This window comes from Kordia periserrulae, from assembly GCF_003054265.1.
Lineage (GTDB): Bacteria > Bacteroidota > Bacteroidia > Flavobacteriales > Flavobacteriaceae > Kordia > Kordia periserrulae.
Genome location: NZ_QBKT01000006.1, coordinates 240,040 through 256,877 on the forward strand (window position 1 = coordinate 240,040; position 16,838 = coordinate 256,877).

The window sequence follows — 16,838 nt, forward strand, 5'->3', positions numbered from 1 at the left end:
AATAATTACAGAAGGCTCTTTTTTTAGCTCGTAATCGTTATTTTTGGATTGAAAAATAGGCTGGAAATTTCACCGTCAAAACTGTATGTATGAAACTATTTATTGTGCCAACACCTATCGGAAATCTACAAGATATGACCTTTAGAGCTATTGAAGTTTTAAAAAGTGTCGATATGATTTTGGCAGAAGATACACGTACGAGTGGAAAGCTGTTGAAGCATTTTGAAATTGCCACTCCGATGCAAAGTCATCACATGCACAACGAGCATAAAACGACAGAAAATATAATTCAACGTATGAAAGCTGGCGAAACCTTTGCACTCATCAGCGATGCGGGAACGCCTGCTATTTCCGATCCTGGTTTTTTGTTGACGCGTGAATGTATTGCAAACGATATTCCTGTAGAATGTTTGCCTGGCGCGACTGCTTTTGTACCTGCGTTGGTGAATAGTGGTTTGCCAAACGATAAATTTGTCTTTGAAGGCTTCTTACCTGTAAAAAAAGGCCGTCAAACCCGCTTAAAACTCTTAGCCGAAGAAACCCGCACAATGATTTTTTACGAATCGCCACACAAATTGACCAAAACGTTGGGACATTTCTGTGAATATTTCGGCGAAGACCGACAACTTTCGGTTTCCAGAGAATTGACAAAACTGTACGAAGAAACCATTCGAGGTACGGCAAAAGAAGTGTTGTTGCATTATCAAAACAAACCTCCAAAAGGAGAGATTGTGGTGGTTGTGGAAGGAAAATCTAAATAGTTTTGAGAAATTAGTAGTGAGTATTGAGATGCTTAAACTTGTTCCTGTAAGCGGAAAACCCTATCATTTTCAATAAGCCTTCTGTCTTATGTGCTTTTTAGAAATACAATCTGGGACGCAGGTTATTTAGGTTTAGGGGAATGTATCAATTTTAGCTTTTGCCGTATTTGATATCAACTATATTTCTTCATTAAAGAGATATAGAAAAACGAGCGTCCTCAGATTGATTTGCAATAACTTATTCGGGTTTTATTAGGAATATATCAGAATCGAAAATTAGTATTTATCTTACAAATATAGTAAGCTTTATGATTTAAAAATACTCTTGTCGATGTAGTGAATGTAAGTATAGACGAAATACAACTTTCTGTTGTTCAATATATTTTATCGAATGTAAAAAGCGAAATCTTAATTTTATCTTTGTGTACGATGAAACACAAAAAGCCTACAAGAAAAGAGAAGAAACCATGGGCAACCAAGAAAGCTATGGAGCAGATTTATGAACTGAATTTGTGGGGAACAAATGGCGAAGATTTTTATTCTGGAGAAGGTTCGCACGATGCAACTTTAGTCAATTCGTATGTGGAAAAAGTACGCTCGTTTTTAGCTTCTTTTTCAGAAAAAATACTAGTGTGCGATTTGGGTTGTGGCGATTTTAATGTAGGGAAAGAATTGGTTCCGTATGCAAAAAAGTATATAGCTATCGATATCGTTTCCGATTTAATGGAGCGAAATAAACAAACGTTTTCGGCTGAAAATTTAGAGTTTTTGTGCTTAAATATAGCGAAAGATGAATTACCAACAGGCGATTGCGCTTTGGTGCGGCAAGTACTGCAACACTTGTCCAACGCTGAGGTTTTACAAATCGTGCGAAAGCTGGAAAAGTATCAATATGTTGTTCTTACAGAGCATATTCCTTCGGGCGATTTTATTCCCAATAAAGATATCATTTCAGGGCAAGGCATTCGCTTAAAGAAAAATAGTGGAATAAACCTGCTCGCAGCACCATTCAATTTTAAAGTAAAAGAAGCAACAGAACTGGTATCGGTTACACCAAAAAATGGAAAAGGCGTAATTGTGACTACTGTTTATCAGACTTTTTAGATTTGTTAGAAGATTAGACGGACTTAGACCTGTTAGATGATTTTTTACGTCATGCTGAACTTGATTCAGCATCCCATAACAGCGGATTTCTGCATCGCAGAAAAAAGCTAAAAGTAAATCCAAGGAATTACATCTAAAATATCTAAAGATTTTTGCGTGAGCGAGAAACGTGTCTAAAAGCGAAGCAATCTAGTATCAAAGTAAATCCAACTGCTTCATCAATTTCGGTCGTTTGGAACGACTTATAGGAATGACTTCTTTTTTGATTAAAACGCTATTGTCTTCAATATCAATGATTTTCTTTAAGTTGATGACATTAATGAGCGTTTGCCGAATTTTTTCCTCGCCGCGTGCTAATTGATTTACATAAAATAAATTCGCTTATTTTTTTAGCGTAAAATAAAATGTAGTTCCTTCATTTGGTGTCGATTGTATCCAAATAGTCCCTTCATACAATTCCACAATTTTCTTTACAATGGAAAGTCCAATACCTGACGATTTGTAATTATTTTCCAGTTTCTGAAAGGCAACAAATATCTTTTCAAAATACTTTTCTTCAATTCCCTTACCGTTATCTTGAACGTAAAATTGCCAAAAATCGTTGTTGTCAGTATAGCCAATCGTGATTTCTCCTTTAGGTTTGTCGTTGAAGTTGATTGCATTTCGAAGTAAATTTCGAAACAATTCTTCCATGCGGAAATTATCACCTTTAACAATCGGCAATTTTTGCGGAATGGAAATGGTAAAATGTGCAGGAATGTCCATAAAATCAATAATTTTTTGAACAGTTTGCTGCAGATCTACATCGTAAAATTGATGTCCAATAGTACCAATTGTGGAGTATTTTAAGATGCCTTTGACGAGTCTGTCCATCTTTTCCACATTATTTTGAATGAGCTTAATAGTTTGCTTTCCGTTATCGTCAAGCAAGTCGTTGTAATCTTCTTTGAGCCACGTGGTGAGTGCATCAATACTTTGCAAAGGCGATTTCAAATCGTGCGAAACCAAATGTGTGTAATTGTTCAACTCTTGATTTTGACGCTCCAAATTGGCTAACAATTTATCTCGTTGCTGATTGATTTGTAATATTTCTTTGGTTTGATTATCGATTAAATCGACCAAACTCAAGGAGTCTAATGCTACATTTTCAGCAGTTTTACCATCGGTCAAATCGTACGATTTTAGCGTATCGATCACATTTTTTAATTTTTCAATAATCTCTTTTTGTGCATCCGATTCTTTTCGTAACTGTTGATTGGCTTCGTACAATTCTTCCGAGCTAATCGCCGTAGCGCGTTGCAACATGGAAAATTGTTCTTCAGAATTATTGTAGGAACGATTTACAGCATCTAAAAAGCGCTCCATCTCAGGATGATTTTGCAAATCTTGAGAGATATATTTTCGCAATTGTCGTTTTAGTAAGGAATTCATCAGCTTATTCACTTATAAGTGTAATTGTCATCGTTTGATTGTGCAATTGACAGTTTTTTTCGCCAACAAAAGGCGCAATTTCTCCATAGGAATACAATCCGCAAATTGTAGTGGCTGCTCCTATCACTTCTAGGACTTCTTCCACTTCTTCTTCTACACGTTGGTCTAACACTAATTTTCTACCAATACAACTTACCAAAATGGCAAGTTCTGGTGCTTTTTTTCTACATTTTAATGCGGTTGTTGCTGCTTTTTCAGAAGCATCTACAATTGTATCTACATTGGTCATCATCAATTGCACGCGCGAATTTTCAAGAATATCACCCGCTAAAATCATAGAATTTTCTTGTTCGTCAATGTTTAAAATAGTACGCACAATAGATTGTTTTTCGTTGGTCGATTTTACTTTGAGCGGATACAACAACGCTGCTGCAGGCAATTCTTTCGATTTTTCTCCTAAATACTTCTTGTACAAATCCAATGCAGGTTTATTGTCCAATTCGTATAAAATATTGGAGCTTGATTTTGTGACAATTCGTTCAGGACCAAAAGGAATCCAACCACCGTTGATGGCAAAACTCACTTCAAGCGTTTCACCATACAAACCAATGGCGACAATTTCTCCAGGTTTTGGAAGTTCGTTATAGGAAGCAAGTGTTTTTTTGAAGCGTGCTTCATCACCACACAATCCGCCAGTTATTAGCAGATTATCATCGGTGGCAGCATTCATACCCAAAGTCAACTGACTTCCATTGACAAAACTTCCTTCCGAAACAATAAATACATGCTTCAATCTTTCCGAGTCAAACTGTTCAATCAACTGTTTTCCAGTTTCAAAACTATCTTTTTTTGCATCATTTTCAAGCACATTTGCGGTTTTAATAACATACGAACTTTTCTCAAATTCAATAGCCGTTATGGTGATGCTTTCATCATCTACATAATGCGATGTAATATCGCCAGCACTCGAACCAAAGACAAATTCACCATCAGGAAACAACGCACGAATTTCGGCGTGTAATTTAGTATCTTCCAATAGAAACCGATTTCCAAACACTAAAACCAACGGCTTTTGGAGCGTATTATTTTCGCTCAAATATTCCCATTGGGTATGTATTGTTTTTTTAAGTTGTACCGTTTTCATCCGCTATTTTTTTAAGGTGAAAAAGAAGGTTGTACCTTCGCCTGGTTCACTTTCAAGCCAAATAGTTCCTTCGTATAAATCAACAATTTTTTTCACAATTGACAAACCAATTCCTGTAGATTCTTTGTTTTTGTTGAGCGAATGAAAGATTTTAAAGATGCGATCGTGGTATTTTTTTTTAATTCCAATACCGTTGTCACGCACCGAAAATTGGTAGAACGAAGGTTTTTCTATAAAATCAATTTCGACAATACCATTTTCTTTATCGCAAAACTTTATGGCATTGCTTAACAGGTTTTGAAACAATTGCTGAAACTTTGTCGGGTCGCCCTTAACTACAGGCATTTTGGACGGTATTTTCATCGAAATATTTGTGGGAACAAGCAATAAACGTTTCAAATTGTCCATCGTTTTGTTCAAGTCTACGGTTTCCAATTTGCCTGTTTCCGCGCCAGCACTCGAGTACGCTAAAATGTCAGAAATTAAATTTTCCATCGTTTCCAGCGTGCTTTCAATCATGCTAAAATTTTGCAAGGTTTCTTCGTCTAGCTTTCCTTCGTTATCGGATTTAATCCAAGAAATCAACGCGTCAATACTGCGCAATGGCGATTTTAAATCGTGCGAAACGATGTGTGCATATTCGTATAATTCTTTATTACTTTTTTCGAGTTCTTTTAAGATGGCTTCTTTTTGCTTTTCCAGATTTTTCAGCTCAGTAATGTCCAAATGAATTCCGATAGAACCGATGATTTCCCCTTTTAAGTTGTAATTGGGCGCGCCACTAATCAGCCAAATTCGCGGGACTCCTTGTTTGTTGGTCACTTTAATTTCATACGAATTGGATTCGCCTTCCATTCGTTTTTCATTTTCTTCGGTAATGATGCGTTGGTCTTCCGCAATTGGGAATAGTTTTCCACCAACTTTTCCAATCAGTTCTTCTTCCTTATAGCCCGACATTTCGCAGAAACTATGGTTGACCATCAAAATTTTGTCGTCACTGTCAACTTCCAACAATCCGAGATTCATATTGGCAATGATGCGACTGTATTTTTCTTTTTGTGCTTCTAAACTTTTGCGATATTGACGGTTGAGCGTAATATCTCGGTAGGTCCACAAATGTCCTTTATAGGTTTGTCCTTTTTTAATAGGAATAAAATCCAATTCTAAAATAGTACCATCTGTCATTACTAATTCCTTGCCAATAACTTGTTTTTTTTCTTTAAGAATTTGATTGATAGTCGTAATAAAAGCCTCAGGTTCTTTAAATAAATTTTTGCTTTGTTCTGCCGCTTGCGAGCAATCTTGCCCTGTTAAAAATTGTGGCTCGACAGGAATTTTAAAGATTTCGCAAAACTTTTGATTGGTTAAGACGATTTTTCGGTCTTCATCTTCTAACAAAATGGCGCTGTCTAAATTGAGAATGAGCGTTGCCAAACGGTTTTCAGATTCAATCAGCTTCTCGTCAAATACTTTTTGATTGGTAATATCGCGGATAATTCCTTGTGCAGCAATCGGTTTTTGCGATTTGTCATAAATAAGACTCGCGTTGATTTGCACCCAACGCACTTCTTTGTTTTTTCGATATACACGTGCTGTATAGTTGGAAAACGTTCCTTTTTTAATCAATTCACTAAACGAATCGTGCGCGTATTTGCTATCTTCTGGATATATTAATTTGGAAACATTTAAGGATTCTTCTTCAAGATTATAGCCAAAAAGTTCGGAAGCGGCATCGTTCATGCTGAGTACATTCCCAGATAAATCCATCACCAAATACGCATCTATTATATTTTCAAAAACACCTGCCAATTGAGAAGAGGTCTCACTAACAGATGCTTCGAGTTGTGCATTGGAAACTTTGAGTTGCTCAGATAACAAGTAAAGTTCTCTCGACTTGTCTTCCAAAATTTTCTCGGCGGCTTTTCTTGCCGCTTTTTCACGTTTTAAGGCACGTTCTAATATGTCAATTTTTTCCTGACTCATGCATTAATGCTTGGTAATGATAAATTTTACTTCGGTTCCGTCGTCTTTTATTTTTTCAAGAATAATTTCAGCTGAACTATTAAAATGCTCAAACGTTTTGTTCATTAAACCCAGTCCAAAATGATGCATAGCTCTATTTGATTTGTACACCATAATCAACGTAGTCGCTGTTTTTTCTTGTACAATAAAAGTAGGCAATTCAGCGTCAGGATATATTTTCTGCACTTCCACATGAATGTGATTTTCAATAGAAGATAACATTTCTATCGGGTCATTGTAGGTGGCTAAAAGTCCAGCGTAATTGGTTTCAATAACACTAAAAAAGTGTTCGCCATAGGTAAGTAATAAATCATCTACAGGAATTTTAGTATGCTTGCTCAGGTTTTGGATGAGTTGCAACATTTCCGAAAAGCTGTAGGTGCCAATAGCTGTATAAGCACCTTCAGAGGGCAATTCGGATTCTGAAATGATTTGATCCACCATTTCCAATCCGAATGTATCTTCTACCAAATCTAAAAACTCTGTAAAGATGATTCCTTTCATAAGTACATTTAGAATAAGTTCACTTCTAAGTTGGGGTTTTTAAAAGTGTTTTTGTAAAGTTACGCACTTTTTAATTCATTGATAGACCAATACGAAAGTGCTATTTCAATTTTAGACACATATTCTTCATATTTCAATGGCTTCAAAATATAGCCAGAAATTCCGATGCGGTAACATTCCAAAATATCTTTTCTATTGTCAGAAGTTGTTAAAATAATCGTTGGAATATGTCGTAAATCAGGATTATTTTTTAGGATAGATAAAAACTCAATTCCGTTAATCTTCGGCATGTTCAAATCGAGCAAAATAATATCTGGCAAATTTTCTTTGGTTTCTAACAGCACCAACGCTTCTTCTGCATTTTTTGCTTCTCTAATTTCATGCTTGGCTTTTAACAAAGAAACGGTACGATTCATCTTCATGACTTCAATCATGTTATCCTCGATTAATAGTACGTTTAATGTATTTTTCATTTTCGTGTATTCAGCAATTGATATACAATGTTACAGTATAAAAAATAAGTAAAACGCGAATGCAGTTTAGTGAAGAAGAAGTGTAGACGAAATGCAAATAAGTGTAGATGAAAATTTTAAGCGATTGCTTTTTTTAAAGAATTTATCTACAAAAAGTAAAAACCCTTACGAAGTTAATAGTAAGGGTTTTACGTGATTTATAAATTAAATTTCTTTTTAATATTCTGACTTTCCACTACGGTATATAAGGCATATAAAAGTGCCATAACAATGACACATTTCCACAAAATACCACTGAACAACAACAGCGGATTTGCTAAAAATAACAGCAGATAATATCCTAAAATAAGCGCAAGCGCGCAAGTGATAAAAACAATAGGTTTTTTAGGTAATAAAAAGGCAAATACGCCCAAAATCAACCCTATGACAAGATAAAACACTGCATCAATCACACTTTCAAAATTGTAATACACCAAAAAGGCATTTAAAACCTGAAACCCAACCACAACATACAAAATGATTTGCGTTCTTTTAACGACACTTTCCGAATTGTCTATTTTCGATTTGTTCAACGTTTGCTGTCCTATAAAAATTGCTTTCTCCTTATCCGTTCCGCTTATGGGAAATTTACAATTTTCACAATACACAGAAATTCTTGAAACCTCTTCGTTACAACTTGGACAAATAATATTGTTTGCTTCCATCAATTATACGTGTTTTCCTTTTTCCCAACCGTGTTTCCCTAAATACTGTTCGCCGCTTTCTACAGCACCTTCTTCAATAGAAGTGCCCATGCTATCATTCCAACGGTTCAAATATCCGAACAACGAAATTACGCCCAACATTTCCACAATTTCGCCTTCGTTCCAGTATTTGTATAATTCCTCTTTAATTTTAGCATCTACCGCGTTTGGAATGATAGAAGCCGCTAAGGAAAAATCCAACGCCGCTCGTTCTGCATCTGAAAACGCAGGATGTGTTTTATATTCCCAAATATTGTCTAACTGTTCTTGTTCTGCACCGTAACGTTCTGCTGCTCTAATAGCATGTGCCTGACAGTAACGACAACCTGTAGCATTGCTACTTACCCAAGCAATCATACGCTTCAAAGCAGAGGTTACACGACCTTCATTTGCCATTACTGCTTTGTTGAGGTTGATAAATGCTTTTGAAATGGCAGGTCTGCGTTGCATGGTTAACACAGAATTTGGGCAAAATCCGAGCGTTTCGTTGAAAAATTCGGCTAATTCTTTAGTTTCCAAATCGTGTTCTGGACTTAGTGGCGTTACTAATGGCATATTCGTATATTTTTAAAATTAGTATTTGTATTTTTGAAATCACTTTGCGTGAAAAGACATGTTACATGTTCACGCGAATGTACGCAATTATGAACAAAATAAATCTGCACCATGGCACATAAAGTTACGACACAATGGAAAGGAAATATGTTATTTGAAACGGATAATCCGAGCGGAAAAACAGTTTTCATAGACACATCGCCTGAAAATGGTGGAAATAACGAAGGATTGGCTCCTAAAGCACTAATGTTATCATCGCTTGCGGGTTGTTCGGGTTTAGATGTGGTTTCTATCCTAAAAAAAATGAAAGTAGTGGTTGATGATTTTAAAATGGAAGCATCGGGCGAATTGACAGAAGAACATCCAAAATACTACCATACGGTTACGCTTGACTATCATTTTTATGGAAGAAACTTAGATGAAAAAAAGATTCAACGCGCCGTGGATTTATCGGTAGAAACCTATTGCGGTGTCATGGAAATGTTCCGTCGTTTTGCAAAAGTGAAAACCAATACGTATTTTCACAGTTCTTAATTCCGTAGAATCATTTTCCTCAGTTTTATATTTTTTAAACCGTCACTTCAAGTGATTTTTCGAAGAAAAATAGTATCGAGAAGTACTTTGAAACTAAAACTGTAGAATAACAAACCAACCATAAAATTAGATTTTGATACCGTCGAACGTCATTTCGAGTGATTTTCGACAGAAAATAGTATCGAGAAGTACTCTGAAACCAAAAAGTACATTAAAAATCTAAACACATCACACATGCGCTGGACGTTAAAACCAAAACCAGAAACACACAAAATACAACACCTAATGGACGTGTTGCACGTAGACGAAATTGTCGCAACACTATTGTTACAACGTGGAATCGAAACCTTTGAAGACGCCAAAAACTTCTTTCGTCCGTCCATTGAACACATTCACAACCCGTTTTTGATGAAAGATATGGACGTCGCTGTGGCGCGAATTGCCAATGCAATTGCCAATGGTGAAAATATATTGGTATATGGCGATTATGATGTAGATGGAACTACGTCTGTTGCCTTGGTTTCATCCTATCTGAAAACAATCTATCCAAACATAGCGACCTATATTCCAGATAGATATGAGGAAGGCTACGGTGTGTCATTTCAAGGAATTGATTATGCGTCCGACAATGATATTTCATTAATCATCACACTCGATTGCGGCATTAAAGCGGTTGACAAAGTAGCATATGCTACCGAAAAAGGAATCGATATCATCATCTGCGATCATCACCGACCAGGAAGTGAATTGCCAAAAGCCGTTGCAGTACTAGACCCAAAACGCGACGATTGTACCTATCCGTATGACGAATTATGTGGATGTGGCGTAGGTTTTAAACTCATTCAAGCCTTAGCTTCTAAAAGAGGACAAACCATTGCAGATTTATTTCCGTATTTAGATTTGGTTGCCACCGCAATTGCAGCTGACATCGTTCCGCTTACAGGCGAAAACAGAACGCTGGCATATTTTGGATTGCAAGTCATCAATTCCGCACCGAGAGCCGGCATCAAAGCGATTATTCACCAACTAAAAAAACAAGAACTAACCATTACGGACGTGGTTTTTATCATTGCACCACGAATCAATGCGGCGGGACGAATGAGTCACGGATTGCATGCGGTTGAATTGCTCACAGAAACCAATTTTGAAGTGGCGAAACAATATGCGGCAGACATCGAAGAGTTCAATTCGGAGCGTCGTTCATTGGATCAAGAAATTACGCAGGAAGCTTTTCAACAAATTGAAAAACTAGGCGAGCAAGAACGTTTTACTACGGTTGTATATAACGAACATTGGCACAAAGGAGTGATTGGAATTGTAGCGTCTCGCTTGATTGAAACCTATTATCGTCCCACATTGGTTTTTACGAAAAGTGGTGACAAACTCGCCGCTTCTGCACGTTCTATAAAAGGTTTTGATGTGTATGATGCCTTAGAACAATGCAAAGAGCATCTTATACAATTTGGCGGGCACAAATATGCGGCAGGATTGACGTTGGAAGAAAAAAACTATCAAGCGTTTAAAGATGCGTTTGAAGAAGTCGTTAAAAATACCATCGATAAAAAACTGCTAACACCTGAAATTCTGGTTGATAAAGAAATCACACTACAAGAAATCACGCCGAAATTCTATCGAATCATCAAACAATTTGCGCCATTTGGGCCACAAAACATGAGTCCAATTTTTATGAGCACACAATTGCAAGATACAGGTTGGGCAAAATGTGTCGGTTCAGACGAAGCACATATCAAACTCACAGCGGTACAACGAAAATCACCACGGATTGACGGCATCGGATTCAATTTAGGTGACAAACTCAGCAAAATAAAAAACAAAAAACCGTTTGACGCCGTATATTCTATCGACGAAAACACCTGGAATGGCGAAACCAAATTACAACTCCGCTTGCGCGATATTCGATAATTTAGTTTGAAAATTAACTTCTTGTCAGTTTGAGCGCAGTCGAAAACACTACAAATACCAGAATTTCTAATGAATCTCATGAGCTACAATCAATTTGATATTTGAAAACATCTAGATTCCAGACTCGAAAAATCTTGACTCGATAATCGAGATTAAAAATGCTCCTACGCTTGAGTCAAAATGTTTTAATAGCTTCTACTGGATACTTCGTGGGCTTGCCCCGAAGTAATTGACTCTTCCCAAAAAACACAACTTATCAACACGAAAACGGTTGCGTGCTTTATTTTGTGCTGAAAACAGTATTTTTAAAAACTAATCAATCGTATTTATCATGAAAATTGCTTTAAAAATTGTGTTGCTTATTGGAATTTGTGGCTTCTCTTCGTGTACAAAAGAAGTAACAACAGCAACGATTTCTTCTCCAAATACCAACATTACGGTGTCTTTTTTCTTGTCTGATGACGGAACACCTCACTATACCATCGCACACAAAAAGCAGACAGTAATTGATACTTCTGCGGTTGGTTTTGATTTGAAAGATGCCCCTTCTTTAGCGAATAATTTTAAAATTGTAAAAACTACGACAACTTCCGCAGATGAAACTTGGAATATGCCTTGGGGCGAACAGGAAACCGTCCGCAATTACTACAATGAACTTACGGTGGAATTGCAAGAAAAAGATGCGCTTCAACGAAAATTAAATATCGTTTTTAAAGTGTATGATGATGGTATCGGATTTCGTTACGAATTCCCAAAACAAGAGCATTTAACAGAAGTATTCATCACAGATGAAAACACAGAATTTCAACTTACAGGCGACCATACCACATGGTGGATTCCGGGCGATTGGGATATTTACGAACACTTATACACAACTTCGAAAGTTTCTGAAATTGATGCATTGAGTAAAGCCAATCACGGAAGTTTGGCACAAACGTATATTCCTGAAAATGCAGTAAATACGCCAGTTACCATGCGAACAAAAGACGGTTTGCATCTCAGTTTTCATGAGGCAGCCTTGCTAGATTATTCGGGAATGACCTTAAAAGTAGACACCAAAAACTTAATACTAAAAAGTGAATTGGTGGGCTCAGAACGAACAGATTATAAAGTAAAACGCACCACACCATTCACAACTCCTTGGCGCACGATTCAAATTGCGGAAAAAGCCACCGAATTGATTGATTCAAAACTGATTGTCAACCTTAATGAACCTTCAAAATTGGACGATGTTTCTTGGTTTACGCCGATGAAATACACAGGAATTTGGTGGGAAATGCACTTAGGAAAATCTTCGTGGGACAAAGCCGCGGGAAAACACGGCGCTACGACTGAAAACGCCAAAGCCTTTATTGATTTTTCAGCCAAAAACAACATCAAAGGTGTGTTGGTAGAAGGCTGGAACACAGGTTGGGAGTATTGGATTGGTTTTGAAGACCGCGAAGGAGTATTTGACTTTGTAACGCCGTACGACGATTACGATTTGCAAGAAGTCGTGCGTTACGCCAATGAAAATGGTGTGGAAATTATCATGCATCACGAAACGTCAGCAGCGATTGGAACGTACAATAAACAAATGGACAAAGCCTATCAACTGATGAAAGATTTGGGCATTCATTCCGTGAAATCTGGGTATGTGGGTAAAATCATCCCGAAAGGCGAATATCATCATGGACAATGGATGGTCAATCATTACAACAACGCAGCAATCAAAGCAGCAGATTATGAAGTAGCTGTCAACGCGCACGAACCTATCAAAGCGACAGGATTGCGCAGAACCTATCCAAATATCATTTCCCGCGAAGGGTTGCGTGGACAAGAATTCAATGCTTGGGCAGCCGATGGCGGAAATCCACCCGAACATTTGCCAATTGTAGCATTTACACGTATGTTGGCAGGTCCAATTGATTACACACCTGGAATTTTTAACATCAAATTGTTACCGTACAAAGAAGAAAATCAGGTAAATACAACCATTGCACAACAATTGGCATTGTACGTTGTAATTTACAGTCCGATTCAAATGGCGGCAGATTTGATAGAACATTACGAAGGAAATCCTGCCTTACAATTCATTCGCGATGTGGGTGTCGATTGGAAACAAACCAAAGTTCTCAATGGAGAAGTAGGCGATTTTGTAACGATTGCACGTGAAGAACGCAATACAGGCAATTGGTTTTTAGGAAGTATCACAGACGAAAACGCACGTACTATGGAAGTTTCGTTGGACTTTTTAGCGCCAAATACAACCTACACAGCCACCATTTATAAAGATGGAAAAGACGCGCATTGGAACGACAATCCGACGGCAATTGAAATCGAAACGATGGAAGTTACTGCTGAAACGAAGCTACAGCTACAACTTGCTGCAGGTGGCGGAACGGCGATTAGTTTTATGAAAAAGTAAGCGTAACTACAAAACGTCACTTCGAGTGAATTTGTGGAACAAATTTGTATCGAGAAGTGCTTTGATAATCTGAGTTTCATAGCACTTCTCGATACAACGAATCACAGATTCGCCACTCGAAGTGACGGTTTTTTAAGATTGAAAATATATTTCGTCAAGTTAAACTCATGTGCTGGACTTGATTCAGTATGATTCAACTTTTCATAACACTAAGAACATGTAGCTGAGCCGCGAAATTTTTTCATTCACGGTAAATTCCATTTTTATAATGTATTTTTGCCAAGAAATTACACTACGTGCAAAAACAAGATCCATACGAAGCCTTACGATTTAGAGAATTCAACATCTTTTTATTAGTGCGATTCTTTTTAGTTTTTGGCTGGTCTATGCAGTTTATTGTCATTGAATGGCAAGTATATTCCATCACCAAAGATCCGTGGTCACTAGGTTTGATAGGACTAATGGAAGTCATTCCTGCAGTTTTGATGGCATTATTTGCAGGACACATCGTTGATCAACGGGAAAAACGAAGTTTATTAGCAACGTGTATTGCACTTTTCTCATTGATAAGTTTGGGATTGTTTCTCATTACATCACCAGCGATTGTTGAAAGCTGGTCGCAACATGAAATTTTGTATAGTGTGTATGGATTGGTCTTTTTTGGCGGAATATTACGCTCATTCTTTGGTCCGACTATCTTTTCACTCATTGCATTAATCGTTCCTAAAAAAGCATATCCAAACGCTGCTACTTGGAGCAGTTCAACATGGCAAGCTGCTACTATTTTAGGACCAGCTTTTGCAGGATTTACTATTGACTGGATTGGCGTACATTGGTCGTTGTGCATCATTTTTGGATTGGTTGTATTGTCTTTCATGATTCTTTTTCTTATTCCTAAAAAACCAATTCTCAACCCAAATATTGGAGAAGATATCTGGAAAAGCTTACGAGAAGGTATCGATTTTGTGAAAAACGAAAAGGTCATTCTTGGAGCATTGACCTTAGATATGATTGCTGTATTATTTGGTGGCGCGGTGGCGTTATTACCAGTATTTGCACAAGATATTTTGGAAGTAGGTTCACAAGGTTTCGGTTTTCTAAGAGCTGCGCCAGCTGTTGGAGCTGTCTTAACAATGGTCATTACGGCATACATTCCAATTACAAAAAATGCAGGGAAAAAATTGCTAGCAGCCATTTTCGGGTTTGGAATTTGTATCATCGTTTTCGGTTTGTCTACCATATTTTGGATATCACTTATAGCGTTATTTTTCAGTGGAATGGTGGATGGTGTTTCAATGGTCATTCGTCAAACCATTTTACAATTACGAACGCCTGATGAAATGCGCGGACGTGTATCTTCCGTAAATTCTATTTTTGTGGGATCTTCTAACGAATTAGGGGCTTTTGAAAGTGGACTAACCGCAAAACTCATGGGGACGGTTACAGCGGTTGTTTTTGGGGGAACCATGACATTACTCACGGTATTTGCTACAGGATTCTTTAACAAACCGTTGCGAGAATTGGATTTGACGGAGGATGTTAGGCGACAATCTCTTGAAGAATCTTGATGTTTTAGATTGCTTTGCTTTTAGACCGCTTCGCTGCTAGAATCAAGATGACTTTTCTTTTTGTCATTCCTGCGACTTGTACTGAGCTTTTCGAAGTAAGGCAGGAATCTATTGTTATTTGATGTTGAATTAAGAGCAATATATTTCTTCTCCTAAATCTTTAATTTTATTTAGACTAATTATAAACAATTTGTATATTTGAACTCAAATTGACAACTATGAGCGATATACAACGTATTTATTACAATGATTTTGGAATTGCTTTTCAATGGAAGCAGGATTTGGAAAAGAAAAAATACAATCAATTTCAAGTAATTTTTAGAGATACTGGATTTTATTTGACGTTTTCGCAGTTAGAAAACTTTGCCAAACTTGTGAAGCAAGCGGCGAATCGTGGTTGTTGTAACGAATGTAAAGCCACTAACAATTGTCGCTCTATCTTACTCAAAACACCTGCAGCCAATGTAGATTTGGCAGTTTCTACCAAAGAACTCAACCACATTTCCGATTTGCTTGAAGGAACGTTGTTTCACATAAAATTGAATCGGTATTTGGAAGATGTTTGTTGGAATTGAGTTTAGACGCGCATTGCTTTTAGATACGCTTCGCTGTTAGAATATAGACCGCTTTGCTATTAGATTCTAGATTTTTTGTTTTTAGATTGTTTAGACTTCTTCGACTTCGTTCAGTTTGAATGTTTTTAGAGTTTTTACTTTTTTTATGTTTTGATTCTTGTAGTTTGCTAAACTCAATTTCTTGTAGATAAAAATCTACTGTTATGTGATACTGAATCAAGTTCAGTATGACGAAAATTGTGTGTTTTGAGTTATAGATTTAGAAAAAGTCTAACAACCTAAAAGCGAAGCGATCCAAATATCTAATAGTGCAGCAAGTCTATATACTATACTTCTTCAAAGAAAGCGTTTTTCCGTCAAATTCGCCGTAGGTATAATATTGAATCCAATCGCCTAAGTTCACGTAACGACTGTTCTCGTTGAGGTCAATTTCTAAAGGCAAATGACGATGTCCGAAGATAAAATAATCGTAGTGTTTGGTTTCCAGTTTACGCTTGCAGTATTGTACTAACCATTCGTTTTCTTCACCTAAAAATTTGGCATCTTCGTCACCTGAAATCAATTTATTTTTAACGGACATGTATTGTCCCAATCGTACACCTAAATCGGGATGTAACCAGCGAAAACACCATTGAAAAAACTTGTTGGTAAACACCTTTTTCATGCGTTTGTAACCTTTGTCATCTGGACCCAATCCGTCACCGTGACCAATTAAAAAAGTGGTATCGTTAAACGTAAATTCTTGCGGTTTTCGGTACACGGGAATGTTGAGTTCTTTCTCAAAATAATCATTCATCCATAAATCGTGATTTCCCACAAAAAAATAAATCGGAATGCCTTTGTCGCTCAAATCTGCCAGTTTTCCCAGCACACGTACAAATCCTTTGGGAACTACGGTTTTGTATTCAAACCAAAAATCGAACAAATCGCCCAACAAGAAAATAGCGGCAGCATCGTGCTCAATTTCGTTTAGCCATGCTACAAATTTTTTCTCTCTCGGAAAACTAGCTTCCGCCGTGGGCGCACCCAAATGGTTGTCGGAAGAGAAGTATATTTTTTTTCCTTTGGGAATGTTCATATTGTAAATATAGTAA

Annotated in this window: 15 protein-coding genes and 1 pseudogene; 7 read left to right on the forward strand and 9 right to left on the reverse strand. The window is 37.1% G+C overall.

The features are described 5' to 3' along the window. The first annotated feature begins 89 nt into the window (after window positions 1–89). Both rsmI and C8N46_RS13810 read left to right on the forward strand, forming a co-directional pair. Window positions 90–761: a 16S rRNA (cytidine(1402)-2'-O)-methyltransferase gene (gene rsmI / locus C8N46_RS13805; protein ID WP_108115491.1), complete on the forward strand. Its 672-nt coding sequence runs from the start codon at window positions 90–92 to the stop codon at window positions 759–761. 429 nt (window positions 762–1,190) lie between these two features. Continuing rightward, a complete protein-coding gene (locus tag C8N46_RS13810) occupies window positions 1,191–1,865 on the forward strand; it encodes a class I SAM-dependent methyltransferase (RefSeq protein ID WP_108115492.1) in 675 nt (224 codons plus the stop codon). Between the two features lie 195 nt (window positions 1,866–2,060). On the opposite strand, the pseudogene C8N46_RS21065 reads toward C8N46_RS13810, so the two are convergent. From C8N46_RS21065 to C8N46_RS13850, 8 genes and pseudogenes are all read right to left on the reverse strand, one after another. Beyond that, a pseudogene (locus C8N46_RS21065) lies at window positions 2,061–2,222 on the reverse strand (DNA-binding response regulator); the annotation flags it as partial. 24 nt (window positions 2,223–2,246) lie between these two features. Continuing rightward, window positions 2,247–3,296 carry a sensor histidine kinase gene (locus tag C8N46_RS13820; protein ID WP_108115493.1) on the reverse strand — a complete coding sequence of 350 codons (1,050 nt, stop codon included), beginning with the start codon at window positions 3,294–3,296 and terminating at the stop codon, window positions 2,247–2,249. Between the two features lie 4 nt (window positions 3,297–3,300). Further along, window positions 3,301–4,440 carry an FIST signal transduction protein gene (locus C8N46_RS13825; RefSeq protein WP_108115494.1) on the reverse strand — a complete coding sequence of 380 codons (1,140 nt, stop codon included), beginning with the start codon at window positions 4,438–4,440 and terminating at the stop codon, window positions 3,301–3,303. A gap of 3 nt (window positions 4,441–4,443) precedes the next feature. After that, entirely contained in the window at window positions 4,444–6,423 is a 1,980-nt protein-coding gene (locus tag C8N46_RS13830; RefSeq protein WP_108115495.1) for a PAS domain-containing sensor histidine kinase, read from the reverse strand. A gap of 3 nt (window positions 6,424–6,426) precedes the next feature. Beyond that, window positions 6,427–6,966 carry a heme NO-binding domain-containing protein gene (locus tag C8N46_RS13835; protein WP_108115496.1) on the reverse strand — a complete coding sequence of 180 codons (540 nt, stop codon included), beginning with the start codon at window positions 6,964–6,966 and terminating at the stop codon, window positions 6,427–6,429. Between the two features lie 59 nt (window positions 6,967–7,025). Then, window positions 7,026–7,439, reverse strand: a complete 414-nt coding sequence (locus C8N46_RS13840; RefSeq protein WP_108115497.1) for a response regulator — start codon at window positions 7,437–7,439, stop codon at window positions 7,026–7,028. Window positions 7,440–7,636: 197 nt separating this feature from the next. Continuing rightward, window positions 7,637–8,143, reverse strand: coding sequence for a hypothetical protein (locus C8N46_RS13845; RefSeq protein WP_108115498.1), 507 nt, complete (start codon window positions 8,141–8,143; stop codon window positions 7,637–7,639). Between the two features lie 3 nt (window positions 8,144–8,146). Beyond that, window positions 8,147–8,737 carry a carboxymuconolactone decarboxylase family protein gene (locus C8N46_RS13850; protein WP_108115499.1) on the reverse strand — a complete coding sequence of 197 codons (591 nt, stop codon included), beginning with the start codon at window positions 8,735–8,737 and terminating at the stop codon, window positions 8,147–8,149. Between the two features lie 111 nt (window positions 8,738–8,848). Between C8N46_RS13850 and C8N46_RS13855 the strand changes: the two genes are divergently transcribed. From C8N46_RS13855 to C8N46_RS13875, 5 genes are all read left to right on the forward strand, one after another. Further along, a complete protein-coding gene (locus tag C8N46_RS13855; protein ID WP_108115500.1) occupies window positions 8,849–9,271 on the forward strand; it encodes an OsmC family protein in 423 nt (140 codons plus the stop codon). A gap of 234 nt (window positions 9,272–9,505) precedes the next feature. Then, window positions 9,506–11,194: a single-stranded-DNA-specific exonuclease RecJ gene (gene recJ / locus C8N46_RS13860; protein WP_108115501.1), complete on the forward strand. Its 1,689-nt coding sequence runs from the start codon at window positions 9,506–9,508 to the stop codon at window positions 11,192–11,194. Between the two features lie 331 nt (window positions 11,195–11,525). After that, a complete protein-coding gene (locus C8N46_RS13865) occupies window positions 11,526–13,601 on the forward strand; it encodes a glycoside hydrolase family 97 protein (RefSeq protein ID WP_108115502.1) in 2,076 nt (691 codons plus the stop codon). Between the two features lie 296 nt (window positions 13,602–13,897). Then, window positions 13,898–15,169: an MFS transporter gene (locus C8N46_RS13870; RefSeq protein WP_108115503.1), complete on the forward strand. Its 1,272-nt coding sequence runs from the start codon at window positions 13,898–13,900 to the stop codon at window positions 15,167–15,169. Between the two features lie 218 nt (window positions 15,170–15,387). Continuing rightward, entirely contained in the window at window positions 15,388–15,744 is a 357-nt protein-coding gene (locus C8N46_RS13875) for a DUF6686 family protein (RefSeq protein ID WP_108115504.1), read from the forward strand. 319 nt (window positions 15,745–16,063) lie between these two features. On the opposite strand, the gene C8N46_RS13885 is transcribed toward C8N46_RS13875, so the two are convergent. Further along, window positions 16,064–16,822: a UDP-2,3-diacylglucosamine diphosphatase gene (locus tag C8N46_RS13885; RefSeq protein ID WP_108115506.1), complete on the reverse strand. Its 759-nt coding sequence runs from the start codon at window positions 16,820–16,822 to the stop codon at window positions 16,064–16,066. Window positions 16,823–16,838: the final 16 nt, after the last annotated feature.

Bases quoted from the DNA above. Each gene is read 5' to 3' on its own strand.
- C8N46_RS13820 (WP_108115493.1), bottom strand. From the start codon at position 3,296: ATGAATTCCTTACTAAAACGACAATTGCGAAAATATATCTCTCAAGAT.
- rsmI (WP_108115491.1), top strand. From the start codon at position 90: ATGAAACTATTTATTGTGCCAACACCTATCGGAAATCTACAAGATATG.
- C8N46_RS13885 (WP_108115506.1), bottom strand. From the start codon at position 16,822: ATGAACATTCCCAAAGGAAAAAAAATATACTTCTCTTCCGACAACCAT.
- C8N46_RS13825 (WP_108115494.1), bottom strand. From the start codon at position 4,440: ATGAAAACGGTACAACTTAAAAAAACAATACATACCCAATGGGAATAT.
- C8N46_RS13865 (WP_108115502.1), top strand. From the start codon at position 11,526: ATGAAAATTGCTTTAAAAATTGTGTTGCTTATTGGAATTTGTGGCTTC.
- C8N46_RS13845 (WP_108115498.1), bottom strand. From the start codon at position 8,143: ATGGAAGCAAACAATATTATTTGTCCAAGTTGTAACGAAGAGGTTTCA.
- recJ (WP_108115501.1), top strand. From the start codon at position 9,506: ATGCGCTGGACGTTAAAACCAAAACCAGAAACACACAAAATACAACAC.
- C8N46_RS13850 (WP_108115499.1), bottom strand. From the start codon at position 8,737: ATGCCATTAGTAACGCCACTAAGTCCAGAACACGATTTGGAAACTAAA.
- C8N46_RS13810 (WP_108115492.1), top strand. From the start codon at position 1,191: ATGAAACACAAAAAGCCTACAAGAAAAGAGAAGAAACCATGGGCAACC.
- C8N46_RS13830 (WP_108115495.1), bottom strand. From the start codon at position 6,423: ATGAGTCAGGAAAAAATTGACATATTAGAACGTGCCTTAAAACGTGAA.
- C8N46_RS13840 (WP_108115497.1), bottom strand. From the start codon at position 7,439: ATGAAAAATACATTAAACGTACTATTAATCGAGGATAACATGATTGAA.
- C8N46_RS13835 (WP_108115496.1), bottom strand. From the start codon at position 6,966: ATGAAAGGAATCATCTTTACAGAGTTTTTAGATTTGGTAGAAGATACA.
- C8N46_RS13855 (WP_108115500.1), top strand. From the start codon at position 8,849: ATGGCACATAAAGTTACGACACAATGGAAAGGAAATATGTTATTTGAA.
- C8N46_RS13875 (WP_108115504.1), top strand. From the start codon at position 15,388: ATGAGCGATATACAACGTATTTATTACAATGATTTTGGAATTGCTTTT.